Source organism: Bacteroides cellulosilyticus (assembly GCF_020091405.1).
GTDB lineage: Bacteria > Bacteroidota > Bacteroidia > Bacteroidales > Bacteroidaceae > Bacteroides.
Map to the genome: position 1 here is coordinate 2,006,279 of NZ_CP081903.1, position 26,057 is coordinate 2,032,335.

Sequence of the window (26,057 nt, forward strand, 5' to 3'; positions counted from 1 at the left end):
CTTATCACTAATCACTAATTTACTAATTATTAAATATCCATCCCTTCGGGGATAAACTGGCTGATATCTTTGCCGAACTGTAGAAGTTCGCGGACAGTAGTCGAACTGATACATGTCAGTTCGGGTTCGGTAAAGAGCAAGATAGTTTCGATACCTGCCAGTTTGCGGTTGATATCGGCAATGGTCTCTTCATACTCGAAATCTTTCACGGTACGGATACCGCGAACAATAAACTGCGCGTCTACCTGCCGGGCAAAATCAATCGTCAGGCAATCATAGGAGTAGACCTTGATTCGTGGCTCGTTCCGGTAGAATTTCTGTATTATCTCCACGCGCTTCTCAATAGGGAAGTAGGTGTTTTTATTTTCGTTGATACCAATTCCAATAATGACTTCATCCATAAAAGTCAGTGCGCGGGTCACTACCGATGAATGTCCGATAGTGAAAGGATCGAATGTTCCCGGAAAGATTGCTCTTCTCATGATGCCAGATCTTCTTCTATAACCAGATTGTTAATAATAAAGTTTTGCCGTTCCATGGTATTTTTACCCATGTAGAATTCCAATAACTCCTTTACGAGGTCCGTTTTGCGTAAAGTAACTTGTTCCAGACGCATATCTTTACCGATGAAATGCCGGAATTCATCAGGCGAGATCTCTCCCAGACCTTTAAAACGCGTAATCTCAGGATTGGGGCCCAGTTCAACAATGGCTTTTTGCCGTTCCTCTTCCGTGTAGCAGTAAATTGTCTTTTTCTTGTTGCGCACGCGGAACAACGGAGTTTGCAGGATATAGACGTGCCCTTTCTTTATCAGATCGGGGAAGAATTGCAGGAAGAATGTGATGAGCAACAACCGGATGTGCATACCGTCCACATCGGCATCGGTAGCGGCAATCACCTTGTTGTAACGCAATCCTTCAATGCCGTCTTCTATGTTCAGGGCAGCTTGTAGCAGATTGAATTCTTCGTTTTCGTATACTACTTTCTTAGTCAGCCCGAATGAGTTCAACGGTTTACCACGAAGACTGAATACAGCCTGCGTATTTACGTCACGGCTCTTTGTGATAGAACCGCTGGCAGAATCACCCTCAGTGATAAAGATGCAAGATTCGGATTCCTGTTCCTTTCCTTTGCCGTCATTGAGGTGGTAACGGCAATCGCGCAGCTTACGATTATGCAGGTTGGCCTTCTTTGCGCGCTCACGTGCCAATTTGGTTACACCGGCAATGGCTTTACGTTCTTTTTCGGAGTCTTGTATCTTTTGCAGCATGACTTCCGCAACCAACGGATTCTTATGTAGATAGTTATCCACCTCCGTTTTGATGAAGTCGCCTACATACTTATTCACGCTTACACCACCGGGAGACATGGAAGGGGAACCGAGTTTGGTCTTGGTCTGTCCTTCAAACTGGGGTTCTTCCACATTGATGGCAATGGCGGCAACAATACCGTTGCGGATGTCGGCATATTCCTGGTTCTTGTTGTAGAACTCCTTGATGGTGCGGGCAATATGTTCTTTAAGCGCACTTTGGTGCGTTCCACCCTGTGTGGTATGCTGGCCGTTGACAAAGGAATAGTATTCCTCGCCGTATTGATTCGTATGCGTAAAGGCTATTTCAATATCTTCTCCTTTTAGATGGATGATATTGTAAAGGCCCTGTGCGGTCATATTGTCGTTCAGCAAATCTTCCAGTCCATGGCGTGAGATAATGCGCTGACCGTTGTATATAATGGAAAGTCCTGTATTCAGGTACGTGTAGTTACGCAACAGCGTTTCCACGAAATTAGCCTGGAAAGAATAGTTCAGGAATAACGTGCTGTCCGGTTCGAAGAAGATGTAAGTTCCGCTTTCCTCGTTACAGTTTTCCGTTACATCACTCTGGAGATTACCTTTTTCAAAAATGGCAATACGAACTTTACCTTCGCGATAACTACGTACTTCAAAGCGGCTGCTAAGTGCATTCACAGCTTTGATACCTACGCCGTTCAGTCCGACACTTTTCTTGAAAGCTTTACTGTCGTACTTACCGCCGGTATTGAGTTTGCTCACAGCTTCAATCAGCTTTCCTTGCGGAATACCACGACCATAGTCGCGCACACTGACACGGAGATTATCCTCAATGTTAATCTCGATCCGTCTACCAGCACCCATTTTGAACTCATCGATGCTGTTGTCCATTACCTCTTTTAGCAATACATAGATACCGTCGTCGTTCTGCGTACCGTCGCCCAAACGACCGATATACATACCCGAACGGACACGGATGTGCTCCATGTCGTCCAAATGACGAATGTTGTCTTCCGTATATTCTACATTGCCTTCGGGCATCAGTCCGTTGATTTCTTCCATAACTATTTAATGAAGAATGAGGAATGAGGAATGAAGAATTTGGCTGCGCTGTGATGCCGCATGGCAATTCTTCATTCTTCATTCTTAATTATTAATTTCTTTCACAAACGCCCTGCGCCGTTTATGTTGTTTGGTTTCAAAGTATTCCCATTGGGCTTGTACTTTGCCATTCATTTCAAGTTCAGGGTTGCTTTCTGCAAATATAAAACCTAATTTCTGATAAACCGGAATTAAATCGGAAAATAACAATGCGTTAACACCTTTGTTCTGGTACTCCGGCTTCACGGCAACAAGCAATAAATCTAACATTTTGGCACGTCGTTTCATGAACAGTGCTTTCAGCAGATAGTACCATCCGAAGGGCAATAACCGGCCGTGCGCTTTCTGTAGAGCTTCGGACAGGGAGGGCATGGATATGCCTACGCAAATAAGCTGGTCGTCGGCATCTGTGATAAGTGTCACCATGCGGAGGTCTACGATGGGGAGATACATTTTCACGTACTGGTCAATCTGCCGTTGGGACAGAGCGGAATAACCGAACAGGGGCTTATAAGCTTCGTTCATCAACTCAAAGATGGCCTGTCCATAGTCGCGGGCAATCTTCTTTGCAGATGTATATTTTTTAATCTTGAGATTATATTTACGCTGGATAAGATCGGAGATACGTTTGTGCTTGTCCGGTATGGCATCCGGAATGTAGATCTGGTATTCCACCCAGTCAGCTTCCTTTTCAAATCCCATACGCTCCATGTGTTGCGGATAGTAAGGATAGTTGTAAATGGTTGCCATGGTGCTGAGTTGATCGAAGCCTTCGACCAGCATGCCTTCCGCATCGAAGTCTGTGAAGCCCAACGGACCTTGTATGTGAGTCATTCCACGTTCTTTTCCCCATTCTTCTACCGTGTGGATCAAGGCATCGGATACTTCCGGGTTGTCAATGAAATCAATCCAGCCGAAACGGACATTCTTTTTATTCCAGGCTTCATTGGCCTTATGGTTGATTATGGCAGCTACGCGGCCCACTATTTTATTGTCTTGGTAAGCCAGGAAATACTCTGCTTCACAGAATTCAAACGCTGCATTCTTCTTTTTATTGAAAGTGTTGAGCATGTCGTCGTAGAGATCGGGAACGGAGTAGGGATTGCCTTTGTATAGCCGGTAATTGAAGCGGATGAACCGTTTCAATTCTTTCATTGTGGAAACTTTTTTGATTGTTATTGCCATAATTTTATGTCTAATGAAGTGGCAAAGATACATGATAATCTTTAAAATACCACGCGGCGGAGATAAAAACTAATCTATTTCTGTATGCTTTTCCGATACTGTAAAGGTGTCATACCTGTATTTTTGAGGAAAGCACGCCGGAAGGTGGAAGTGGAGTTAAATCCGGAACGTTCGGCTATCTCATCTATATTCATGGTATAGGGGTAGGTGGTTAGTAGTTGCTTGCCGGCTTTCTCGATGCGCAGGTTGTTGATATAGTCGTAGAAAGTGATATTCAGCTTATTGTTGAAATAGGAGGATAAATAGGTGCGGTTGGTTCCGATGGCATTAGCTACATCGCTGATAGTCAGTTTAGGATTCAGGTAGAGTTGTTGCTCTTCCATCACTTTCAGTAACTCTTCCCGGAAAGCGTAATAAGAACCGTTATCCTGTTCCGTTCCGCTGGTTCCGTTCTCTTCTACAGGCTCTTTAGCAAGGAGGTTGCCTTTCAGGTTGTTAGGCATAGGGATACTGATCTGATAGGCTGAATAATGGATAATAACAAACCACAATACGACGGAAGAAATATAATAAATAGTATCTCCCCAGCCTGTAATATTCATGCTGGTATATACCCATGTTACCAGGCAGATGGCGAGAATAAGTGTGGCTTTCTTCAACCATGCCACATCGATATGTTCCGAATAAGAGTAGTTGTTGCGTATGTATCGTTGGTAGCGTCGGGCAGCGAATGTAACTATGAGTACAATAACGGCACTATAAAGCAGAATGAATCCGAAATAGAAAGGGAAAATGGGGGCATAGAAAGTACACAAATAAACAATTGTAAATACCATATAGGGGCTGAAAAGCAAAAATACTTTCTTCCAGTTAAGCCATCCGGGTGCCGTTAATTCCAGAAGATAGAAAGAACAGGCGGCAACTGCCCATCCGTCAATGAATAGCAGGGAGTTGACCAGTTGTTCGGTTTTCAGTGAAGGAAAATAGAGTAATATATCTTTGAACTCCAATAATGCCCAAAAAGCAAGGGTCAGTCCCAGTATGCTCTGTATTCGTGAGCGTGGCTTATGTGTGAGCAAACGGAAACTGACATATCCGAAGAACATGAATGCAGCTCCGTTCATGAAGTATGATATATTGAATCCTTCCATTAAACGTTATAAATAAGTACGGTGGTGTATGCTATGTAACAAAGTATCAGTATACTGCCTTCAATGCGGGTAATGGTACGCTTGGCAAAGAACAATCCGAATAGCCACAGCAAGACGCTCGAACCTACCAGTACTAGCAGATCCATATTCGTGATACCCGTCAGGTGCAACGGTGTGATGGAAGCGCTGCATCCCAGTACGAAGAAGATGTTGAACAGGTTACTGCCAATCACGTTTCCAATGGCAATTTCCGGATTCTTCTTTAAGGCGGCGACAATGGAGGTTGCAAGTTCGGGCAGGGATGTGCCGCCTGCTACCAAAGTCAATCCGATGACGGATTCGCTTACTCCCAGGCTGCGTGCAATGCCACTGGCACCATCTACGAAGAAACTGCCGCCGGCAATCAGTGCCACCAGCCCACCTATTATATATAGTATGGATCGCCACATAGGAAGTTGTTTGATTTCCTCTTCCGTCTCTCCCTCTTTTTTCCCTTGAAAAGCGATGGCAAAGGTATATCCGAGGAAGATCATGAAAAAACAGAGCAGCAACAGTCCGTCTGTAGTGCTGATTATATTTTCAGAACTATGATCCAGCAAAACATCATTCGCGCAAATCAGCAATACTATGGAGGATAGGATACAGAGTGGGATTTCCTTACGCAGCGTATTTCCGGAAATAACAATAGGAGCGAAGAGTGCCGTGCAGCCTACAATCATCAGTGTATTGAAGATGTTGCTGCCTACAACGTTTCCGATGGCGATGTCCGCACTGCCTTTCAGGGCCGAAGAGACGCTGACCGTCAGTTCGGGAGCGGAAGTCCCGAAAGCTACGATGGTGAGCCCGATAACAATGGAGGGGATGCGGAAACGCTTGGCGACGGATGCGGCTCCGTCTGTCAGTCCGTTGGCCCCTAAAAGGATGAGGAGAAGTCCTCCGATAAGACAAAGAATATCCATGAGAATTCTGTTTTTTGTGCAAATATAATTAATTCCTTTTATGAAAAGTGAAAAACATTCCGTATGTTTGGCACGTTAATCAATTTGTTGTTTTTAAGTAACCTGATTAAGGGCTATTATATGAAGGGAATACGTGCGTTATGTCTTTGGCTCTTGCTGTTGCCTGCGGGCGTTGCATCTGCCCAGTTGGTAGAGAAGGTTTTAGATATCTTTAATGAAGATACTTTGGGGAATGTTGTTGCCCAAAGGGCGGATACAGACTCGGTTTATCTGCTGAAGATGAAAGAGGATTTGGAGGTTGCAAGGCTGAATGAGGCTAATCTCAGGATGGAGATAGAGCAAATGAGGCTGAGATATGATGCGGCGGACTCCCTGAAACTGGCAAAGCAGCGATTGCGTATTGATTCGCTCAGGCGGGTGACGCCGGGTGTGCCGGTAGTGGTGGAAGGCGATACGCTGTATTACCTGTTTGCCAAGCGTGGTGGACATACTCCGCAGCAACGTGCCGAAATGAATGCAGCGGCAATAACGGAGCTGGGTAAACGGTTTAATTTGCAACCCGACTCGGTTTATACCGAAAATAGTGATATTGTCACCGATCTGATGTATGGGAATAAAGTTCTGGCCTCGTTCATAGATCAGGATGGTTTGTGGGAAGGTTGCTCGCGCGACCAGTTGGCGGCTGCCAAGCGTAAAGTGATCGTAGACAAGCTGAAGGTGATGAAGGACGAACATAGCCTGTGGCAGCTTGGCAAACGTATTCTCTATTTCATTCTTGTAATCATAGGCCAGTACCTGCTGTTTAAACTCACCACCTGGTTGTTCAATAAGCTGAAAGTGCGTATTCAACGATTGAAGGATACCAAACTAAAACCTATCTCCATTCAGGAATATGAATTGCTGGATACGCAGAAGCAGGTGAATCTGCTTGTCTTCCTGGCAAATCTGTTGCGATATGCCGTAATGCTGCTCCAGCTGATATTAACAGTACCGCTACTTTTCTCCATATTTCCCCAGACAAAAGATCTTGCTTATAAGTTATTCTCGTATATATGGGACCCTATAAAGAGCATCTTCCTGGGTATAGTAGAATATGTTCCTAATCTGTTTACCATCTTTGTGATATGGCTTGCCGTGAAATATCTGGTGAGGTTGGTGCATTATCTTGCCAGTGAAATTCAATCGGAACGGTTGAAAATAGGTGGTTTCTATGCCGATTGGGCTATGCCAACGTTTCACATTGTGCGTTTCCTGCTTTATGCATTTATGATTGCTATGATTTATCCCTATCTGCCGGGTTCCAAGTCGGGTGTTTTCCAGGGAATATCGGTCTTTGTCGGCTTGATTGTTTCGTTGGGTTCGAGTACGGTGATCGGGAATATTATTGCGGGATTGGTAATCACCTATATGCGTCCCTTCAAGTTGGGCGACCGCATCAAGCTGAATGATACTACGGGAAATGTAATAGAGAAGACTCCGTTGGTGACGCGCATCCGTACACCGAAGAATGAGGTGGTGACGATTCCGAACTCTTTCATCATGTCTTCGCATACGGTAAACTTTAGTCAGTCGGCACGTGACTACGGACTGATTATTCATTCGGAAGTGAGTGTGGGGTATGATATTCCCTGGCGGAAGACACATCAACTTCTGGTTGAGGCCGCTCTGAATACCCCCGGAGTGGTAGATGATCCGCGTCCGTTTGTATTGGAAACGTCTCTTCAGGATTATTATCCGGTCTATCAGGTGAATGCTTATATAAAGGATGCCAACCAGTTGGCGCAGGTGTATTCCGATTTGCATCAGAATATCCAGGATCGATTTAACGAAGAGGGTATCGAGATTATGTCGCCGCACTACATCGCTACGCGTGACGGTAGTGAGACGACGATACCTAAAGATGATTTGCGGGAGAAGAAGTAATTTTCTTATCGAACTCAGTTTACGAGACTCTATTTTTAATTGTACCGAATTCGGTACAATAAGTACTTTTTCAATGACAGGCAGCCTGAGTAGTTGCAATGTATTTAAATGAAATCATTGTCCTATAAGTATGTACTTAAGTCCGTTAATCTTATTGCTTTATTATGAATATTATTGTCATTGCTCGTTTCATGTGGAAAGACGGGGGCGAACGGTCTGAATTGAAAATCTGCCGACCGTCCCGATGATAATAGGAAAGAATGCAAGGAAATGATATGGTGAATGTTTAGAAAGAAAGCTATTGGCTTGGTTATAGACTTATTTATATGCGTTGTGCTGATAAAACCACTCAAATTGTTTCGTAAAAAGGGTAACTCGTATCAAATAGTTCCTGCGAAAAAATAGAGAAAAACCTTGTGAATAGCGGATAAAACGACTCTCAGAGGAAGATTCTCCCCTTCGTTTTACCTGAAAACGCCCTTTCATATCACAAGACTACACCCTTTATAGCAGATAGCTACACCTTTTTGGGCGGATAACTACACCCTTTTGAGCAAATAGCGTAGCCATCCGGGCAAGATAAATCACCATGCGGCTTCCCGTTTCCTACTGTGGGAACGGGCGTTCCCCTTAATGGGAACAATGGTTTCTCTTAATGGGAACGAGCGTTCCTCTTAATGGGGAGAAGAGTTTCTCTTCATGGGAACGCTCGTTTCTTAGAGCGGGAACGGCAGTTTCCTGCCTGTGGGAAACTGCAAACTCTTATATATGAATGGCTTGGAAATACGATCAAAAAGCACTAATCGTAAGCATCAATAAGATGCCATACTTCAGTTGTCCGGCAAAGATTGCAAATGGCAAACCGAAAGGCATATCAAGAAGAAAGCCGACAATAGAGACATCATTTTTCAGTAAAGAAGGGATGTCTCTTCTTGCTTTACCGTGCCATCACAATTTCCGAATAGGGATATCCGATGCCGGGAACCGATTGCCAGTCTTTACTTACTAAATCGTATGCATAAATCAGCCTGCCACCCCGGTAAGTGTCGAACAATACATAGAGTTTCAGTGTCTCTGTATCTTCAGCGAGCATGGTTATGGAACGTGCCGGGTTGGGGAATGTGGCAAAAGGCTCTTTCAGGGTCATTGTAGCCTGGTCCCACAGGCGCAGTTCGGTCTGCCCGTCGGTTTTCACTACGGCGTATCCTCCGGTGTGCACATACTTGGTGGTTCCGTTATCTTTTTTATCGGTTATTGTCCAGAAGGGAATAAGTGCGGTAGCTTGTATCTGCTCGCCGACATGTACTTTGCTACTTTGTAAATCCAGTACGACGGGCGCAAAGCTGTTGTTGCCGTTATCGGCTGAGAGCAATAGCTGGCCGGAGCCGCTCTGTACGCCGGGGTAACGTGTCAGAGCTTCGGGTTTTATGTTTGCAGGTAGTTCGTAGCGGTGAGCCATGGGAGGCATCTGGCTCCGGGTGTAACCCGAGGTTGTGACGGAGACCAATGCCACTTCATTGGAAGATATCTGTCTCACGGCTGTTATGGAGCCATTGATATTGTTGCAAAGGGTTAATATGTTTTCAAGTCCCGTATCCTGCCAGTAGCGCATGGAGAGGTCGTAACAGTATACCTTGCGGATTCCGTCCTTCGTTTGTATTCCACAGAGACGTTGGCTTTCGGGGGCGTTCACTATGCAGGAGAAGTCTTTTTGGTCTTCTGCCAGTTCCACGATGTCCGTTGGGTTTGCTTGGGCGAGGTCTACGTGTTGGATGCAGTTTTTATAGCCCGTGTCGGAATGGGAGTTGGTGATGCCGTAGAGTTGGAACTCTTCGGGTGCCTGGCCGTTGGAGACTGCGATTTCGCCAAGCGTCATTATGTCGCCGGCGCGGCGCAGAAGTATTTTGGTAGTTGAAGCGGGATAGTGTCCGGGTGCCAGGAAGGTGATGCTTGTGGCGGTCTGTTCCAACATGACGGGCAATACGCCACGGGCATATCCCTGATAGTTGAGTGCGGGCTCGTCGGGAAGCGGCCAATAGATTTCGAACATGACATCGTCATCGGGCTGGAAGCCTTGTGCGGAGATGGTGACTTTATCTCCGGGATTAAAGCTCGTTTGGGTGGGCATCACGATGTCGGTTACTAAGATGGGCTCTTTGTCGTCATCTTTTGCACAGGCCGCAAGCAGCAGGCCAAATAACAGGAAGAGGTATATCTTCTTCATAGCGTTTCTTTATGTTTGAACGATGCAAAGGTATTATTTTTAGCGATATACTCTCTTCTCTTCACTGTGTATTTTGCGTCGGAAAGTGAAAAAAGAATTACCGTGAGGTGCGTGTCACGGTATGCAGCACATTCCCTTTCTTGTCAATCATCCGCAACGTCAGTTCCTTCTTGTCTGCCGAAATGATGGAGAAACCCGGTTCTGGACTGCAAAACACTGTTCCTTCCGTGGGTTTCACTTTGCGGGAGAGGGAGCCGGCGGAGTTGACGATGTAATCAATATTGCTTCCCACCTTGCGGATGTGCTGGAAGTTGTGGATATGTCCGCAGACGTACATATCTACTTTATGCTTGCGGAGTATCGGGTCGAGGCGGGCTTGCATATCCAGGCGTTCGCTGTTGTCCTTCGGAGTTTCGGCGTAGATGGGGTGGTGTCCGGCAACGATGACCCAGTCTTCTTTTGCGGCGGTCAGTACGGAGTCTATCCAGGCAAGTTGTTGCTGTAAGTCCTGCTTGCAGGCATCGGGATAGGTGGTGGAGTCGTTGCGGTATTTGTCCATCATGGGGGCGGTGTCCACCCAGACGATGCGGAGGGTGATGCCGTCGTCTTCGAATGATTTGGTATAGTAGCGGGCGGGCATGGTCCAGCGGCGGCTGACGTTGGTGTAGTCCATTACGGCTTGCGTGTTGCCACGGTATTCGTGGTTGCCAAGTACGGGAAACCAGTCTATCATCAGTTCCGGGTGGGAGTAGATGAGCTCGTAGTTGGTCATCCACAGAGGGTCGTTCACGCTGCGCACGCCTTCAAAATGATGGATGTCTCCGGTGGCGACTACGAATTCGGGACCGACTTCTTCGGCCATGGTTCCCATCAGTTCGGCTATGGGCTTTTGGTCGTAATAACCGTTACGGCCCAGGTCGTTGGCGACGTAGAAGTTGAATTTCTTGTCGAAGATGGAATAATCCGTTATCTGTGCGGTTGCCCAGTTGCTGAGGAGGACAACTAAAAGGAGAAAGAATACTTTTTTCATTATTATATTGATTTGATTGTTAGAAGTTGATTTTCACACCTGCATTCACTTTCACTCCGTAGTGTTCGCTCTGCATCGTCCGGTCCTTCGTTCCCTGATAGTAGCGCAAGGGCTGGTTCAGCAAATTGGTGGCTTCGGCATAGAACGTTGTTTTCAGTTTCTTTCCGAAAGTATAGCTGGCGTTGGCATCCATATAATTCACTGCGTCGTAATAGCGGTCGTAGAACTTCTCCGCTCCCATCTCGTCGATAAATGCCGATGCATAGTTGTAAGAAAGGCGGAGGCTCACGCCGGATTTCTCGAAAAAGAGCGAAGCATTGGCCGTGTGCTCCGGAGAACCCGGCAGGCGCAGGCCGCTTTCATTCTCACGTCCCTCGAAGTTGAAGTTATCCACGCGGGAGTAAGAGTAAGTGTATGTTCCGTAGAAACCGATGCACTTCAAGGCCGGGGCTATGAAGCTGAAATCGCGCTGATAGGCCACTTCCACACCCAGCAGGTCGGCGTTGCCCGAGTTGCGCGGCTGGCTGAACTTGGTATATGTGGTTCCGTTGTAATTGTAGTTGCGCATAGTCTGGTCTACGATGAAATCATTGATTTTCTTGTAGAAGATACCGGCACTGACAAGACCGATGCTCTTGAAGTAATACTCACCGCTCAGGTCGAAGTTATAAGAAATGGTGGGTTTCAGGCCCGGATTACCCAAAGAGATGGAGTTGTCGCTACGCTTAATCGTAATATTCGGTGCCAGGGCGGCATACTTGGGCCGGGCAATGGTATTGGTGAACGAGGCGCGCACCTTGAAGTCATCGTTTACATCATACTTCACAAGAACGGAAGGAAGCACATTCAGGTAACTGTCCGACTCGTAGGCTGTGCGGGTGGTCTTGTCTTCGTCCGCATCATACTGGCTACCCGAATATTTCACATGTGTATTCTCCAGACGCAGGCCCAGCATCAAGTCCCACTTCTCACCCAGTTTCTGGTCGAAACGCAGATAACCTGCCGCAACGGTTTCTTTGGCGTTGAAGTTGGTGGCAAGTTCTTCCTGCACCTGGTTCTTTTCAAACAGACTTGCATTGTTCAAGTCAAGTTCTCCCAGATACTCCTTGCTTATGAAGCTACCGGCTTTATATTGCTTGCCCGGCATGTATCCGTCCCGGTTCTGGTCTACGGCAGCCGCCAGACTGGCTTTGTCGAAACCGTCTTCATCCAGCGGAGTGTATTCGTAGAAGTCAATCTCTTTATCTTTAGTCTTATGCACCACCTTGGTTCCGAAGCGCAGATGATTGCCGAACTTTCCTTTTGTGAGCGGCAAACTGAAATCGAGTTTGAACTTGAAGTCCTTCTCTTGAATATCTTCCTGTTGCTCCGTCACTTCTTTCAGACTGAAATCGTCGTTCAGATACATAGCCGAACCTTCCTGCGGAGTAAGCAACGGCTTGCGCTCATCGCTCAAATCCATAGTGAACTTCTGTTTCTTCAGTTGATAGTCGATGTAGCGTTCATTGGGACGTTCTTCGCTGGCTTTGGCATAGTTGACGCTCCACTTCGTGTCCAGTTTGCCGAAGAGGTGCTCGCCGCCGAGGGTGAAGTCCATTGTGCGCTGACGTTCCAGACGGGCGTTGCGGTTGTCGGGCGTGCCGCCTTTGGTCTGCACGCGCACGGCGCCTTTGTTGTTGATGGAGCAATATTCGTTGCCATTGTCGTCTTCTTCCAGGTTGATACCTTTCACGTTGAGGCGGTAACGGTTTTCCCAGTCGTTGCGGTTGTTGAAGATGCCTTTGAAAGTCAGCTTGTGGTTCTCGTTGATGTCCCAGTCCAGTGCGGCGGAGTAGCTTTGGCGTTCGCGGGTGACGTAGTATTGGCGCACCTGATAGTCGGTGATGCAGAGTTCTCCGGTTTCTACATCCTTGTCCCATACAAATTCGATGTCATCCGAGCCGGAGGGGGAGTTCTGATAGGAAGCGGAAAGAATGAGTCCCAGTTTGTCGTTGAAGAAGCGGTCGCCATAAGTGAAACCCAGGTTTAGTTGCGCCTTGTCGCTAATCCAGTTGTAACCCGTTCCGGCGGTAGCACTGATGAAGCGTTTATAAGGAGAGTTCTTTGTAATCAGATTGATGGAACCGCCGATGGCGTCGGCATCCATATCCGGGGTGACTACCTTGTTCACTTCGATGGTCTGTATCATATCTGCCGGGATGAGGTCCAGTTGCACGTTGCGTGTATCGCCTTCGGCAGAAGGAACGCGGTTGCCGTTGATAGTGACGGAACTCATGTCGGCAGAGGTGCCGCGTACTTGTCCGAAGCGGGCTTCACCCTGGTCGTACTGTACGTTGATACCCGAAATGCGTTTCAGTGCATCGCCTATGTTGGAGTCGGGGAACTTGCCTACCTGATCGGCGGACACTACATTCTTGATGCCGAGGCTGTTCTTCTGCGAATTGACGGCGCGGCGTTGTCCCTGAAAGGCGCCGCCTACCACTACTTCCTGTAGTTCCACTCCTTCGTTCATCACTACGTCTTTCTCCAAGGTGCGTCCTTCGGGAATGGTTATTTTCAGTTCTACGGGTGAATAGCCCACATAACTTACTTTTACGGTATACGTCCCCGGTTCCAGATTGGGGAAAGTGTAGAAGCCGTTGACGTCGCTCGTCACTCCGGCATGCAGTTTCTCGATGTAGATGGAGGCACCCGGAAGGGTTTGTTTCGTGGCATCTATGATGCGGCCGCGTACGGTGCCCTGTTTCACTACGTTTACTTTCTCGTCGGCTTTTGCCGTGCTGCCGACTGTTAGAAATAAGAATAAGAGCGTGAATACTTTAACAATGTGTTTCATACCTGTTGTCATTCGTTGATTAATTTGCCGCAAAAGTAGAGACGTGGCGTTTCATACGTTTTGCGGCAAATTTAAGAATCGGTAACAAATATGATACATTCCGGTTACGAGGCTGGCGAAATCGCTTTTCGTATAGGCATCTGTTTATAGGGCAAGTGGATTTTACTTCTCAGGCTCCGTGCTTCATAACTTCGTTGACAGCTTCTGATTTAAGGTGTTCTCCGACTTTTTTATCGAAAGAAATTTTAAATGAATAGGCATATTCACATGGTTTCTTTTCAGGGAAGAATATTTTTAAACCTTCATCAGTTTGCTTCCAATTAATTTTCTCATCAGAACCTAAAAGACTGATGTCTAATATCCGGGCATCGGCTATTGCTTCCTTATCTAAGGATTTTATTAAAATACCATTGTCACTCCAATTCAGGATAACTGCATAAAAGTCATTGCCTTTGGTTGTAAAGCGCATATCCTGAGCGGTGTAAGCGGTTGCTGTATTGTCAGTGAAAGAACCTTTTGTCGGTTCGGTATTTCCTTCACCGAATTTCTTCCAGCAACGTGTACCATATATTGCTTCTCCGTTTATTTTCAGCCATTTTCCGATGGAGAGTAATACTTCTTTTTGCTCGTCGGTAATTGTTCCATCAGCACGGGGGCCGATATTCAACAGTAGATTTCCGTTTTTACTGACTATGTCAATCAAGTCATGTACAATCTGTTCCGGACTTTTATTTTCTTCGCCGTCGATGTACGACCATGATTTTTTACCTACAGAAGTATCCGTTTGCCAAGGGAACTGCATCATTTTACCGGACTTTCCTCTTTCTACGTCCCATACTTGTACATCGGTCGGATATCCCTGTTTGGTATTTACTACTACATTTTCTCCCCAGTCTAAGGAATTGTTATAATAGTAAGCCATAAACTTATTAAAGTATGGCATCAATATCGGATTATTTACTGTCCAGTCGAACCAAATGAGTTTGGGCTCGTATTTGTCAATCAGTTCATAAGTGTGAGTGAGCCACTCACGGGCAAAGTCTTCGGTGTATTTTTCATTATCGTACCTTCTTCCATACAATGAAATAGTTGTATCTTGCACATCGGATGGGAATCTCATTCCACCATTATAAAACCAGGCGTTTTCAGCTCTGTGTGTTGATAATCCGAAAATGAGACCTTCTTTTTCTGTAGCTTTTTTCAATAGACCGATGATGTCTTTCTTTGGTCCCATATTTACGGCATTCCATTCATTCAGGTTGCTGTCGTACATGGAAAAACCATCGTGATGTTCTGCAACAGGCACTACATATTTAGCTCCGGCTTCTTTGAATAACTTTACCCATTCTTCCGCGTTGAACTTTTCGGCTTTAAATAGAGGGATAAAGTCTTTGTAGCCGAACTTATCATGGGCCCCCCATGTTGCAATATGATGTTTATATGCATGATGTCCCTCTTGATACATATTACGTGAGTACCATTCGTTGTCGTAGGCCGGAACGGAATAGACTCCCCAATGAATGAAAATACCAAATTTAGCATCGGCAAACCATTCAGGAAATCGGTAGTTCTCGGCTATATTCTTCCAATCAGGTTGAAAGACTTCTGTTCCTTGAGGCGAAGCGACTGAGTCGATGTTGTAGGACCTCTTGTCTATGGACTGGCATGAGGCACACAGAATCAAAGTGAAAATCAAATAAATGTACTTTTTCATTGTTCTCTTTTTTTGTTGTAAATATAGAGTTTATTGTATTACAGGTAATGGAAATAATCCACATCTACGAAACCGGTCTCTCCCTTATCATTAAAACAATAAATGCCTACGCGGTCACCCCGGTAGTTTCCCCATACCAATTGATAGGGTTCGCCAAACGGCAGGAAGTTATCCCCGTCCAGGCTATAATAATAGTGGGATTTACCATCTAACCCCCACTGTGTCCTAAGCCATACATATTGCGACCGGATGGGGATTCCTCTCGTTATGTTATCGTTCTTTCTATATTCCAGATAGCAGGTACCCTCTTCTTTTACTATGCCAATGGCCGAATGTTGTGAAGAGAAGTGGCAAAGCCCGTTCTTTTGTCCGTCTTTCATATTGGAAATATCCATCTTTATCACGACATCATTATCCTGCTTTCTGAAAGTCCTCTGCGTAAGTGTATTGCCGGCTTTCAGAAGTTTATCGGCCTCTAAGGGGCGGTAAGCTTTCAGGCGTAACCAGCCCGGACGTTCGGTGAGTGAAAAGTATTCCTTTCTTGGCTGATAGTTCCACTGCCACTGCGGGGCAAGCCGTTCATCGTCGAAATCATCACTACGCTTGATAGATAGTTTCTCAGTATATTTGAAAGGCATCTTTCCACTCCATTTCATTGCACCGATGTTCTGGGGAAGCACTTCACCCGGTATGGGCCAGCCATCTACCCACGTAACGGGTAGGAGACTGACAATTCGCCCGCTCCAGTCCCCTGTTCCATGATGGGTAAGAAAATACCAGTTATTGTCTTTTCCCAGAATAATACCTCCTTGATTCGGTTCCATAGCTTCACAACTGGGTAATGCCAACTGTTTTTCTTCTTTATAGGGTCCTGTTAACTTCCTGGAACGCTTTGCCATGACGTAACGGCCCACTCCCGGCTTATGCTCACTGAAAATCAGATAATACCAGCCGTTCACCTTAATCAATTTACTGGCTTCCCTGCCACTGCCCGAATTGATGAGTACCGCAGATTTCCGGTCGATGCTTTTCCCATCTTCAGCCATCTTAAAGAGATAGGTCTTATATCCGTCTGCAAAATGGGTGCCGACAAAGTAGGCTTTCCCGTTGTCGTCCCACATTGCAGTACAATCGTCCCAGCCTGCTTCGGCAAGAAGCGGTGTCAGTGGTTCCCACGGACCTTCGGGGTGAGCGGCAGAGGTCATGAAGTACCCTTCGTCGGGTGTACCGAAGAATAAGTAGAAACGCCCGTTATGATGGCGGAGGGTTCCGGCCCACACGCCACGGCCATAGCGGTCCATGCGGGTCCAGTTCAGGGATTCACTTATTTGGGTCAGGTCATCTATAATATTGCTGCATATTTCCCAGTTCACCAGGTCTTTGGAGTGTAGCAGCGTCATTCCCGGAGAGAACTGGAAGGTGGAGGATATCGCGTAATAGTCTTCACCAACCCGGATACAATCAATATCGCTATAATCTGACGGAATGATGGGGTTCAGGTAGGTACCGTCTTCCTGGTCGCCCCAGTTTTTCCAGTTCCCCCATTCGGCTTGTTGCTGCCCCATCAGGCAGCCGCTAAAATATACGCAAAAGATTAGTGCTAATAGGTGTTTCATAATAACTTCTTATTAGTAAATATTCCATTCCCAAATTCCTTTTACGCCCTCTGATATCTTTATCCTGAGATGCCGGTATTTCTTGCCTGGTGCATCCGTATGCGGCGACTGTATTCTTATATCTTCATGTCCTCCACAAGCCTCCCATACCTTTCCATCGTTCGAACCTTCAAGCAGATAGGCATGTCCGGCTGTGGGACGCACAAAGTAGACTTCACTGCGGCGCACCTTCCTGGTTGTTCCCAAATCTGCAACAATCCAGCTTTCATTATCCCTGTCAGCCGCCATCCACCGCGAGCCATTGGCCCCGTCTGCTGCAAAAGCGGGAACGAAATATTCTGTTCGGCGGCACAAAGTATCCTTCATCGGTTTGATGTGCAAAGCCTCTGCTATACTGGACGCATAAATGGTGTCTACCTTTATTTTCTTCTCCCGTTTTACCTTCCGCAAAGCGCCCACTCCTTCCAGACTAAGTTCGACAGGCCGGATGGTGCCGTCTTCATTAAACTCCAATCGGTTTACATAAGTTTGCCGGTTTGTACTACGCCGCCCAAACTCCAGATAAGCGAAATAATAATCATCCGTTCCTTCCGGACTGAATACACAACCATGTCCCGGGCCGAAGACCCCCTTCTTATAATCAGTCGTGGAAATGATATCCTGCTTGGGAAATTCAAACGGTCCCATTGGAGAAATCTTGCTCATCACATAGGCGTACTGATACTTTTCGTCTCCTCCAATGGTGTATAAATAATAGTATATTCCTTTTCTTTTAAAGAAAATGGGTCCTTCGGAATATTCTTTGTGGGGAGTGGAGATCATTTGAATGTCCGAATCCACCGTTATCATGTCTTTATTAAGTTTAGCCACATGCCTGCGTCCCCAGAACACATAAGCCTGACCGTCGTCATCAATAAACACCTCAGCATCAATGCCTCCGGGATCTTCTGTTTGTAATAAGGTGGAAGTCGTGAAAGGTTTATGAAACTCATCCTTTCCACGGGCCAGCATGAAAGGACCATCCGGACTATCCGCTACTGCGGGATACATATATCCGTTTATTGTCGGATAAATATAGTACTTGCCATTAGCAGGAACAACTTTACTGGGTGCCCAGTACTTTTCTTTCGCGGCAGAAGGGAAATAAGTACCGTCAAAGCTCCAATGAACAAAGTCCTTTGATTTCCATACCACAGGCGGTCCCGAAGTTTCCAATCCCCGGCCATATCCGTCAGTGGTAGCGTAACAATAGAACGTTCCGTCTATTTCCTGAATGCTTGCATCTGCAATCATATCAGGTATCAAGGCATTGCCGAAAGGATTGCTTGCTTCTGTCTGCGCTGTTATTGGCTCTGAAATCAGAACCCCTAACATTAAACTGGTAAAAAGACTTTTCTTCATAATATTATAATCGTTTTAGGGTTACACCTACTTTAAGAAAAAGCAAAGTAAAGCTTTTCTATCAGAATTCTTACTATTCATATAGATGAAACATTCGCTCCATCAATTTCCATTTCTCTGCCGAAGTGCTTGTAGGTACACACTCTTGAAATTTGGATACATACTCTTCCCATTCTGCTTGTCTGGGTAAATGAGAAAGCCTGTCCATTGCTGTTTCCCAATCGAAGTCAAGCGGTGTTTCTATAATCATGAATAACCGGGAACCTAATATATAGATTTCCATCTCTAAAATACCTACTGAACGAATGCCGGCTCTTATTTCCGGCCAGGCTTCTTCCCGGCTGTGAATCTTACGGTATTCAGCAATGAGTTCCGGATTATTTTTTAGATTTAATGTCTGGCAATACCTTTTTACAGGTACAGCGTGTTGTTTTACTGTGTATCCCTGATTATGTGTCATAACTAATTTTACTTTAATTGTTATCCTGAAATCAATCTTTTTATCTCTTGTTGTTACCTTAAGGGATCGTTGTTTCCGTGAATTCTGAATAGAAATAGTCAATAGCTGTCTCCTCGGGTAGATAGACTGTCCGCCAACGTAATACCTTTGTCAAGTCACAATCTTCTATACGAGTTTCTGTTTCTGTTATTGGGATTTCAATCATCTTTTCTTCACCGGTGACACCTGTATAATGCATTTCACATTTCAAAGCATTGTTTGCAGGCCTCCACGATATAACAACATCATTCTCATCAATGTATAACCTGTCCATTTTCCTGTTGGTAAGGTTACTCTCATAAAGGTCTCCGTATACATAGCCTTCAATCATGGATTCAATGGAAGAATTGCCTTTGGCATCATACGTAGTAACCGAAAATTCGTATTGTCCTTCGTCCAAATCATTAATGATGACTTCGAATGGATCGATGGTGTTATCCCGTATGACGTTCAGTTCCAATGATTTATCTTCTTCATCTTGTGACTGCCATCGTATGACACATTTCTTTTGAGTCACTCCATACATATAGAATCCTTTCAGCAATATCCGGTTTCTGCCGGAAGAAGCGGTTAGTGAATCAACTTTCCCTACATAGATGGTCTCTCCGGCATCCAGATAAGGCTGAATATTGTCTAACATATCATCGCAGGATGAACAGATCCCGGCAATTACACAAAGTGTGATAATTATATGTTTCATAAAGCTTTTCTTATTTGTTTTCAACTGGTTTTCCATAGAACGTAACTTCCATTAAATGAATAAATTTAACTCCTGTGAATGTACTTAATGCTTTGAAACGGATATAGCGTACAGCAGGAGCATCTGTCGGGAATATGAATTCTTCACCGGCACTGGCGTATTCCTTATCCTCGTTGGAGAACTGTCCTGCAGGTAATCCTGAAGGTTTGTAACTTTCACATGTGGTCAGCAAGGTCCAGCCATCCCAACTTCCGCTTTGGTCTGGTTTGTCGGCGCGTCCCCAGACTTCCCATTCTTTCATATTCCCGTGCTGGTATATGAAGGAGTCTTCAAGACGTTGCCAATACAAGTAGCGGCTCAGATGAGTGGTAACTCCCAAATCGAATGTAAACCAGATAGGCATTGTCTGATTGTCTTGTGGAGAGTGAGCCATATCCCATGAATCACCGTAGTTATGACTACCGTTCCAGATTTTGGCCATCCAATGTCCCCATGCATTCATTGGGATATCGTTGTCCAATATTACTTCGTTGAATTTACCTTTATCCAGTTCATACTCTTCCCAGGGTGTTACAGTGGCAAATACCGTATCGGTTGCATTGTCCCATCTGTCTCTGACGATTACTCCGAACATTCTTTCTTCCGGTTTATATCCGCGTGCGGTGATATTGATCTTCTTGGCTGCGGTATAGTTAGTCTGAGCCGTAGACCACTGATTGAGTGAATCCGGAGTGATTACCTCTATGGCAAGATCGCTTGCAGAAGGGTTCTGCATGGATATTGCAATACCTCCGAAAGTTTCATTCATTTCCAGGGTATTGTATGCTTCAATATAAGAAGGGGTGAGAGGGACTATATTATAGTTGACCGGTTCTCCGATGTTTTCTTTACGGTCTACAGCATAGAATGTGATTTGCTTTTCTTCCGTGTCGCCAAAACCCTCAACCTTTAAACTGCTGGAGTATGCAGATACACGGCTTTCCATCTCCTTTCCGGATGCCAGTTTGTATCTAGCAACGATATACATAAGATCCTCATTGTCCGGACTCCTGAAGTTGATAATGGCACCACCGGCAGTCGGGGTATATGACAGCACTTCTACTTTTCCCGGAACTATACCGTCATCCGGTCCATAAGGTTTATGCAGATTATCCTCTTCGCATCCCATTAACAGGAATGTGAATAAACTGATTAGTATATAAAATTTCTTCATAATAATGTTCTCCTTTCTTATTACCATCCCGGATTCTGTTTTAGATTCGGATTCTTAATAATATCATCATATTTTACAGGCCACAAATAGTCTTTCTGGCTATATTTCTTTTGAGCGATATTGCGAATTACGTAGTAATCTTCCGTATTCTCCTGATCGATGCTCCAACCTCTTACAGAAGTATTATTATAGGTACTTCTGGCAAGTTTCCAGCGGCGTAGGTCATGATATCGTATACCTTCGAGAGCCAATTCGATCTGGCGTTCTTTACGTATGATTTCCCGCATACCTTCTTTGGTGGATGGCTTATTGGGGTTGGTGGAATATTTCTTCCAGGAATCGACTACACCTTCTAAGCCGGAACGCTCTCTTACAATGTCAATATTGGTATAAACCTCTGCCGGTACAAATTCTCCGTTTTCAGTTGCTTCATTCAGTGCTTCCGCATACATCAGATACAGATCGGCCAGACGGACGATGGGGAATGGATACTCTTCAATGACCTCTGACGTTTCAGAAATGATATTTTTGTAGTAAATCAGCTTTTTTGCATAATATCCGGTGATGGAATACAGTGCAAGGGAAGATTGACCGCTGACCTGGCCTTTCTTTGCTTCCAGATAATACATATCATCCGGATTATTCCTGCCATGTCCATACCAACTTGACCCGTCAAATCCTAAGGTTCCGTAAAAACGGGGTTCACGGTTAAGATTAAGTTTGGCTGTCTGATATCCTTCTCTGACAAAATATTTATTGTCTTCAGTAGCTGTTGCCACTTGATAACGTTCACTATAGTCATTGCTGCTGATCCATTCTTTATCTTCCTCAATAGGCACACCATTACTGGAATAGAACATTTCTGCAATGTCGAGAGTAGGAGCGTACATTCCTCTGCATGTATATTCTTTCTCAATCTGATAAGCGGCTAATCTTGGCTGACAGTGGCATTGTAAATCACGAGTATGCGATTTACCGCATCCCCATACAAGTTCTCTGTTAAAGCGTTCTGTCACAGCTTGTCGCACGTTCATAGATTGCATCAATCCATCAGGCAGTTTGGTCAGTGATTCTTCCTTGAAATTATAAAGTCCATGACCGGCTTCTATTGCTGTTTTGAGTGCTTCTTCACAGGCATCGGCCGCCAGTTTCCATTTATTGGTACTATATTCCTGTGGGAAATAAGGCTCTCCGTCCCAATCTTTAAAGTTGGCATAGTCTGTATTTCCATTGAAGAGTGGGCTGGCTGCTAATAATAATGTTTTGGCTTTGATGGCTAAAGCGGCAGGTTGGGTGAGACGTCCCATCTCAGTAGCCTCATTCTGAATTTTCAAAGGTAAATCTCCAGCGGCTTCATTTATCAGATTTACTATGTAGTCGACAACGGTTTCTACCTTGTCTCGTTTTACACGCACCTCCTCTTCGGTGGCAGAAATGGGGAGATTGACATCTACAATAGGTATAGGACCATATAACTGAAATAAATAGAAATGATAGTAAGCTTTTAGTGTTTTTGCCTCAGCAATCCATCTTCTCCTGTCCGTTTCATTCAGGTCAGTAACCCGGCTTCTGTCCGAAACATTTTCAATAAAGATGTTACAGTCACGTATGGCTTGGTATAAAGGTTTTCCGCCTTTAATACCATCCCAGTAATTATTAATCGGGTCGCTGACATTTTGTAATCCGTTGGCTATACCAAATGCCCACGTGTTACTGAAATAATGATCTTCCATGGTATAATACCAAATATCATTACCTGCGGTCAATCCCGGGTTTTCATGTTGATTGCCATACAATGGAATGCGTGAGTAACAAGTGACCAGATATTTTTCCGCGTTGGCCCTATTATTGAATGCCATTTCAATGGTTGCTATATTATCCGGCACAACATCCAGAAAATCTGTACATCCACATAGTGTGCTTACTGCCAGAATAGCAAGTATTTCTCGTATTTTCATATTCATATTCTTTAAAAGTTAACACTCAAACCAATATTATATACTCTTTGGATAGGGTATCCAAGGCCATTACCACCCATTTCCGGATCCCACAGTTTAAATTTGCTGAATGTGAGAAGGTTGGTTCCGTTCAGGTAAATGCGGACATTGCTGATATGGGCTTTTCGGGTCCACTTTTCGGGTAAGGTATATCCTAATTCCAGAGATTTCAGGCGCATGAATGAACCATCCTGCATCCACCAGGTACTGGATTGTGTATTGTTAGCTATGCTTTCGTTGGCTAAACGTGGCCAAAAAGCATAGATGTCTCTGTTCGCTTCCGACCAGTGGCTATCCGCAATGACTTTTAATAAGGCATTTTGTGAATGCGTGTTGTTATCATCATCTGTGTCGATGAATGGTGATATACGGTTGGGATCAATCCAGAAAGATGAGCGTGCGTTGCCTTGGAAGAAGGCGGAGAGGTCCCACCCCTTATATCCTGCAGATAATCCGAATCCATAGGTGATTTCGGGAGTGGTTGGATAGCCTATGGGCACTTTATCAGCTTCTGTTATTTCGCCGTCTTTATCTATATCTTTATATTTGATGTCACCTGCCATAAGCTTACCGCCAAAGTTTTGTTCCGGTGAGTTGGCGATATCCGCTTCATCGATAAACAGACGTTCTGCAATGAATCCCCATCGCTGGCTTAATTTCTGTCCTGCCTGGCTTCTCCAGGGAGTACCTGCGCCCAGATAGTCCGGTTCTTCTATTTTTTCATATTTGCTTGTTGCATAAGTGAAGTTAGCACGTCCGGTAACCCACAAGTCTTTGTTGATGGAATGTGAATAATCAACAGACATGTCGATACCTTTACCTGAGGCTGCTCCTACATTGGCACGTACATCTGCTGTCAGCCCCATAGTGGAGGGAATAAATGAACGGGTCATCAGGATACTATTTCGTTTTTCATAGAATACATCTGCCTGGATTTCCAGTTTGTTGAATAAGCCTAACTCAATACCGATATTCATTTTTTTAGCTTTTTCCCAGGTAATTAATTCGTTGGCATAACGGTTGACAGTGATACCGTTAATATGATTTCCCCAGTTGGTTCCAAAATCCTGTCCTTTGCCTTCATCATTCATATTGACATTGGACAGATAGAAGAAACGGTCATTAGAGTCGCCAATGGCATCATTTCCGACAAGCCCGTATGTGAACTTCCATTTTAGTTTACTGATTGTTTTTTCAAGTGGTTTCCAGAACTTTTCGTTTGACATCAAATAACCTATACCGAAAGAAGGGAAGAAGCCGTAACGTTCATTCTGGGCGAAACGTTCGGAGCCATTGTATCCGAAGTTAAATTCTGCGAAGTAACGTTTGTCGTATGAGTAGGTGAATCTTCCTGATAATCCTTGGTTTTTGTATGGTAATGATTTTTGCAGGTCGCCCGCATTGCTGTTCTGTTGGGTACGTCGCGTAAATACCAACATGCCACTGACACCATGTTCATCAAAATCACGGTTGTAGCTCATGGCAACTTCCATGTAGTTGGTGGTAGTAACATCTTTAGCTCCCTCATTATAATTCAGATATTCAGTACCACCATTAGGGTTTAGTAAAGTCAGGCTGTAGGCATCCTTCGACTGATCATAAGCTCCCATAGAGTAATAATAAGGATTGTAATAGCGGGAAACGTCGGAGTACACATAACGGGTAGTACTGATGAGGCCTCGTATATTCAACCCTTTTGTTATGAAATCAAGGTTCTGTTTCAGTTCTCCTTGTGCTACGATTGAAGTACGACTGTAATCTTTATATCCTTTCACCATGTCGGCATATGGATTTATATAAGTACCGTCTCCATAGTTACCGAACATAAGATGCGTATTATTTGCATACTCACCTACGTTAGGGAATGTTTTGGGGAATAGGACGGGACTTGTTTTCATAACTTTGTTATACAGCGCATCCCCACCGTCAATCGGGCCGCGGTAATCGTCGAATGAACCGTTCACCCGGATGATAGCTTCTGTTGTTTTAGTCAGGTTAATATTGATATTGGAACGGACTGAATATTTCTTTAAGCTGATGTTGCTATTGAAATTGTTTTGTTTGTCCACATTCAGTACACCATTATCATTAAAGAAAGAAGCAGCGATGTAATATCTTGCTACATTACCACCTCCACTGATGTTTGCTGTTACACGCTGGTTCATGGTGTATTTCTTGAACATCTCATCATACCAGTCTACAGCTGGAAATGCATAAGAGTTTAGATTTTTGATAGTGTTATCTATTTTCGACTGGGAATATGGCAATACTCCCAAAGGATTACGGGTTCTGACAGCTTCGTTATGAAGTTGCATATATGTGATCGGATCAGCTGTTTCAATGGTACGGACCGGAGTAGAGATGGAGTTTTCCACTCTGATGTTGACCGTTGCTTTTCCTTCTTTACCTTCTTTGGTCGTTACAAGAATCACGCCATTGGCACCTCTTGCTCCATATAACGCGGTGGCTGTTGCATCCTTCATGATAGAGAAACTGGCAATGTCATCTACATTCAGGCGTGCTAAATCGGCACTTGTGAGTTCTACATTATCAATCAGGATGAGTGGGCTTGCCGCATAGCCAAAAGTTGTGACTCCGCGAATGAAAAAACTGGCATCATCTTTTCCCGGTTCACCGCTCGTCTGATAGGCTATCACTCCTGACATTCTACCTGCAAGTGCTGTTGTCAGGTTACTACTTGGTACTTTCAGTTCGGACGGTTTAACAGTGGTAACGGAGCTGATAACGCTTTCTTTCTTTTGTTTTGCAAAGGCTACAACTGTCACCTCATCCAGTTCGTCAACTTTAGGTTTTAAATGTACAGTGTAATTGTTTTCTCCTGACACTTTGATTGTGGCAGTTTGATACCCGAGGAAGCTGACCAGCAACTCATCTCCAGCTGAGACGGAGATAGTGAATTTTCCGTCAATGTCAGTAATGCATCCTCTTGTAGAGTTTTTAACGATGATTGTTGCACCGGCTACGGGTGAGTTGGTTTCATCGTAAATAGTTCCTTTTACTTCTTTTTGCTGGTTTACTATGCTTATGCCGGCAGTAGCAGCATTTACATAATTGACCATAGGGAAAGAGAAAAAGCTTGTGATACACAAGAGCAGGAAAGGCTTCCTCAAAACTTGTGTTGATAGCCGATAATGTTGGCTGGCTAATCGATGTTTCATAATTCTTGATTTAAAAATTAGGTCAATAAAAGGTATAGTGA

General features: G+C 44.8%; 17 protein-coding genes. 1 reads left to right on the forward strand and 16 read right to left on the reverse strand.

Annotated elements, in window-relative coordinates; translation table 11 throughout:
* Nucleotides 1-29 precede the first annotated feature (29 nt).
* The 5 genes from coaD to K6V21_RS06870 all read right to left on the reverse strand — a co-directional run bounded on the left by coaD (nt 30) and on the right by K6V21_RS06870 (nt 5,684).
* A complete protein-coding gene (gene coaD, locus K6V21_RS06850) occupies nt 30-482 on the reverse strand; it encodes a pantetheine-phosphate adenylyltransferase (protein WP_007211619.1) in 453 nt (150 codons plus the stop codon).
* Nucleotides 479-2,350 carry a DNA topoisomerase IV subunit B gene (locus K6V21_RS06855; protein ID WP_217713007.1) on the reverse strand — a complete coding sequence of 624 codons (1,872 nt, stop codon included), beginning with the start codon at nt 2,348-2,350 and terminating at the stop codon, nt 479-481. The genes coaD and K6V21_RS06855 overlap by 4 nt, the downstream gene beginning before the upstream one ends.
* An 84-nt stretch (nt 2,351-2,434) precedes the next feature.
* Nucleotides 2,435-3,574: an N-acetyltransferase gene (locus K6V21_RS06860; RefSeq protein WP_217713006.1), complete on the reverse strand. Its 1,140-nt coding sequence runs from the start codon at nt 3,572-3,574 to the stop codon at nt 2,435-2,437.
* 74 nt (nt 3,575-3,648) lie between these two features.
* On the reverse strand, nt 3,649-4,725 hold the full coding sequence (locus tag K6V21_RS06865; RefSeq protein WP_224321320.1) for a helix-turn-helix domain-containing protein: 1,077 nt from the start codon (nt 4,723-4,725) through the stop codon (nt 3,649-3,651).
* The gene (locus K6V21_RS06870; RefSeq protein WP_224321321.1) at nt 4,725-5,684 is read right to left on the reverse strand and encodes a calcium/sodium antiporter; all 960 of its coding nucleotides are present in this window, start codon (nt 5,682-5,684) and stop codon (nt 4,725-4,727) included. The genes K6V21_RS06865 and K6V21_RS06870 overlap by 1 nt, the downstream gene beginning before the upstream one ends.
* Nucleotides 5,685-5,804: 120 nt before the next feature.
* On the opposite strand from K6V21_RS06870, the gene K6V21_RS06875 reads away from it, so the two are divergent.
* Nucleotides 5,805-7,607, forward strand: a complete 1,803-nt coding sequence (locus K6V21_RS06875) for a mechanosensitive ion channel family protein (protein WP_224321322.1) — start codon at nt 5,805-5,807, stop codon at nt 7,605-7,607.
* A gap of 937 nt (nt 7,608-8,544) precedes the next feature.
* On the opposite strand, the gene K6V21_RS06880 is transcribed toward K6V21_RS06875, so the two are convergent.
* The 11 genes from K6V21_RS06880 to K6V21_RS06930 form a co-directional block, all read right to left on the reverse strand.
* Nucleotides 8,545-9,831 carry a WD40-like domain containing protein gene (locus K6V21_RS06880; RefSeq protein ID WP_224321323.1) on the reverse strand — a complete coding sequence of 429 codons (1,287 nt, stop codon included), beginning with the start codon at nt 9,829-9,831 and terminating at the stop codon, nt 8,545-8,547.
* 97 nt (nt 9,832-9,928) lie between these two features.
* Nucleotides 9,929-10,861, reverse strand: coding sequence for a metallophosphoesterase (locus K6V21_RS06885; protein WP_224321324.1), 933 nt, complete (start codon nt 10,859-10,861; stop codon nt 9,929-9,931).
* Between the two features lie 19 nt (nt 10,862-10,880).
* Complete coding sequence (locus K6V21_RS06890) at nt 10,881-13,697, reverse strand: TonB-dependent receptor (RefSeq protein ID WP_224321325.1); 2,817 nt, start codon at nt 13,695-13,697, stop codon at nt 10,881-10,883.
* Nucleotides 13,698-13,866: 169 nt separating this feature from the next.
* On the reverse strand, nt 13,867-15,411 hold the full coding sequence (locus K6V21_RS06895; RefSeq protein WP_224321326.1) for an alpha-L-fucosidase: 1,545 nt from the start codon (nt 15,409-15,411) through the stop codon (nt 13,867-13,869).
* Nucleotides 15,412-15,449: 38 nt separating this feature from the next.
* The gene (locus K6V21_RS06900; RefSeq protein ID WP_224321327.1) at nt 15,450-17,027 is read right to left on the reverse strand and encodes a glycoside hydrolase 43 family protein; all 1,578 of its coding nucleotides are present in this window, start codon (nt 17,025-17,027) and stop codon (nt 15,450-15,452) included.
* A 12-nt stretch (nt 17,028-17,039) separates the two neighbouring features.
* The gene (locus tag K6V21_RS06905) at nt 17,040-18,428 is read right to left on the reverse strand and encodes a family 43 glycosylhydrolase (RefSeq protein ID WP_224321328.1); all 1,389 of its coding nucleotides are present in this window, start codon (nt 18,426-18,428) and stop codon (nt 17,040-17,042) included.
* Between the two features lie 73 nt (nt 18,429-18,501).
* Nucleotides 18,502-18,888, reverse strand: coding sequence for an L-rhamnose mutarotase (locus K6V21_RS06910; protein ID WP_224321329.1), 387 nt, complete (start codon nt 18,886-18,888; stop codon nt 18,502-18,504).
* A 58-nt stretch (nt 18,889-18,946) separates the two neighbouring features.
* A complete protein-coding gene (locus tag K6V21_RS06915) occupies nt 18,947-19,627 on the reverse strand; it encodes a DUF4998 domain-containing protein (protein ID WP_224321330.1) in 681 nt (226 codons plus the stop codon).
* A 10-nt stretch (nt 19,628-19,637) separates the two neighbouring features.
* Complete coding sequence (locus K6V21_RS06920) at nt 19,638-20,840, reverse strand: DUF5000 domain-containing lipoprotein (RefSeq protein WP_224321331.1); 1,203 nt, start codon at nt 20,838-20,840, stop codon at nt 19,638-19,640.
* A 20-nt stretch (nt 20,841-20,860) separates the two neighbouring features.
* Nucleotides 20,861-22,798, reverse strand: coding sequence for a RagB/SusD family nutrient uptake outer membrane protein (locus tag K6V21_RS06925; RefSeq protein WP_224321332.1), 1,938 nt, complete (start codon nt 22,796-22,798; stop codon nt 20,861-20,863).
* A gap of 11 nt (nt 22,799-22,809) precedes the next feature.
* Nucleotides 22,810-26,016 (reverse strand): SusC/RagA family TonB-linked outer membrane protein, encoded by a 3,207-nt coding sequence (locus tag K6V21_RS06930; RefSeq protein ID WP_224321333.1) that lies wholly within the window; start codon nt 26,014-26,016, stop codon nt 22,810-22,812.
* Nucleotides 26,017-26,057 lie beyond the last annotated feature (41 nt).

Excerpts from the sequence above, each read along its gene's own strand:
- coaD (WP_007211619.1), bottom strand. The coding sequence starts at position 482 with ATGAGAAGAGCAATCTTTCCGGGAACATTCGATCCTTTCACTATCGGA.
- K6V21_RS06855 (WP_217713007.1), bottom strand. The coding sequence starts at position 2,350 with ATGGAAGAAATCAACGGACTGATGCCCGAAGGCAATGTAGAATATACG.
- K6V21_RS06860 (WP_217713006.1), bottom strand. The coding sequence starts at position 3,574 with ATGGCAATAACAATCAAAAAAGTTTCCACAATGAAAGAATTGAAACGG.
- K6V21_RS06865 (WP_224321320.1), bottom strand. The coding sequence starts at position 4,725 with ATGGAAGGATTCAATATATCATACTTCATGAACGGAGCTGCATTCATG.
- K6V21_RS06870 (WP_224321321.1), bottom strand. The coding sequence starts at position 5,684 with ATGGATATTCTTTGTCTTATCGGAGGACTTCTCCTCATCCTTTTAGGG.
- K6V21_RS06875 (WP_224321322.1), top strand. The coding sequence starts at position 5,805 with ATGAAGGGAATACGTGCGTTATGTCTTTGGCTCTTGCTGTTGCCTGCG.
- K6V21_RS06880 (WP_224321323.1), bottom strand. The coding sequence starts at position 9,831 with ATGAAGAAGATATACCTCTTCCTGTTATTTGGCCTGCTGCTTGCGGCC.
- K6V21_RS06885 (WP_224321324.1), bottom strand. The coding sequence starts at position 10,861 with ATGAAAAAAGTATTCTTTCTCCTTTTAGTTGTCCTCCTCAGCAACTGG.
- K6V21_RS06890 (WP_224321325.1), bottom strand. The coding sequence starts at position 13,697 with ATGAAACACATTGTTAAAGTATTCACGCTCTTATTCTTATTTCTAACA.
- K6V21_RS06895 (WP_224321326.1), bottom strand. The coding sequence starts at position 15,411 with ATGAAAAAGTACATTTATTTGATTTTCACTTTGATTCTGTGTGCCTCA.
- K6V21_RS06900 (WP_224321327.1), bottom strand. The coding sequence starts at position 17,027 with ATGAAACACCTATTAGCACTAATCTTTTGCGTATATTTTAGCGGCTGC.
- K6V21_RS06905 (WP_224321328.1), bottom strand. The coding sequence starts at position 18,428 with ATGAAGAAAAGTCTTTTTACCAGTTTAATGTTAGGGGTTCTGATTTCA.
- K6V21_RS06910 (WP_224321329.1), bottom strand. The coding sequence starts at position 18,888 with ATGACACATAATCAGGGATACACAGTAAAACAACACGCTGTACCTGTA.
- K6V21_RS06915 (WP_224321330.1), bottom strand. The coding sequence starts at position 19,627 with ATGAAACATATAATTATCACACTTTGTGTAATTGCCGGGATCTGTTCA.
- K6V21_RS06920 (WP_224321331.1), bottom strand. The coding sequence starts at position 20,840 with ATGAAGAAATTTTATATACTAATCAGTTTATTCACATTCCTGTTAATG.
- K6V21_RS06925 (WP_224321332.1), bottom strand. The coding sequence starts at position 22,798 with ATGAAAATACGAGAAATACTTGCTATTCTGGCAGTAAGCACACTATGT.
- K6V21_RS06930 (WP_224321333.1), bottom strand. The coding sequence starts at position 26,016 with ATGAAACATCGATTAGCCAGCCAACATTATCGGCTATCAACACAAGTT.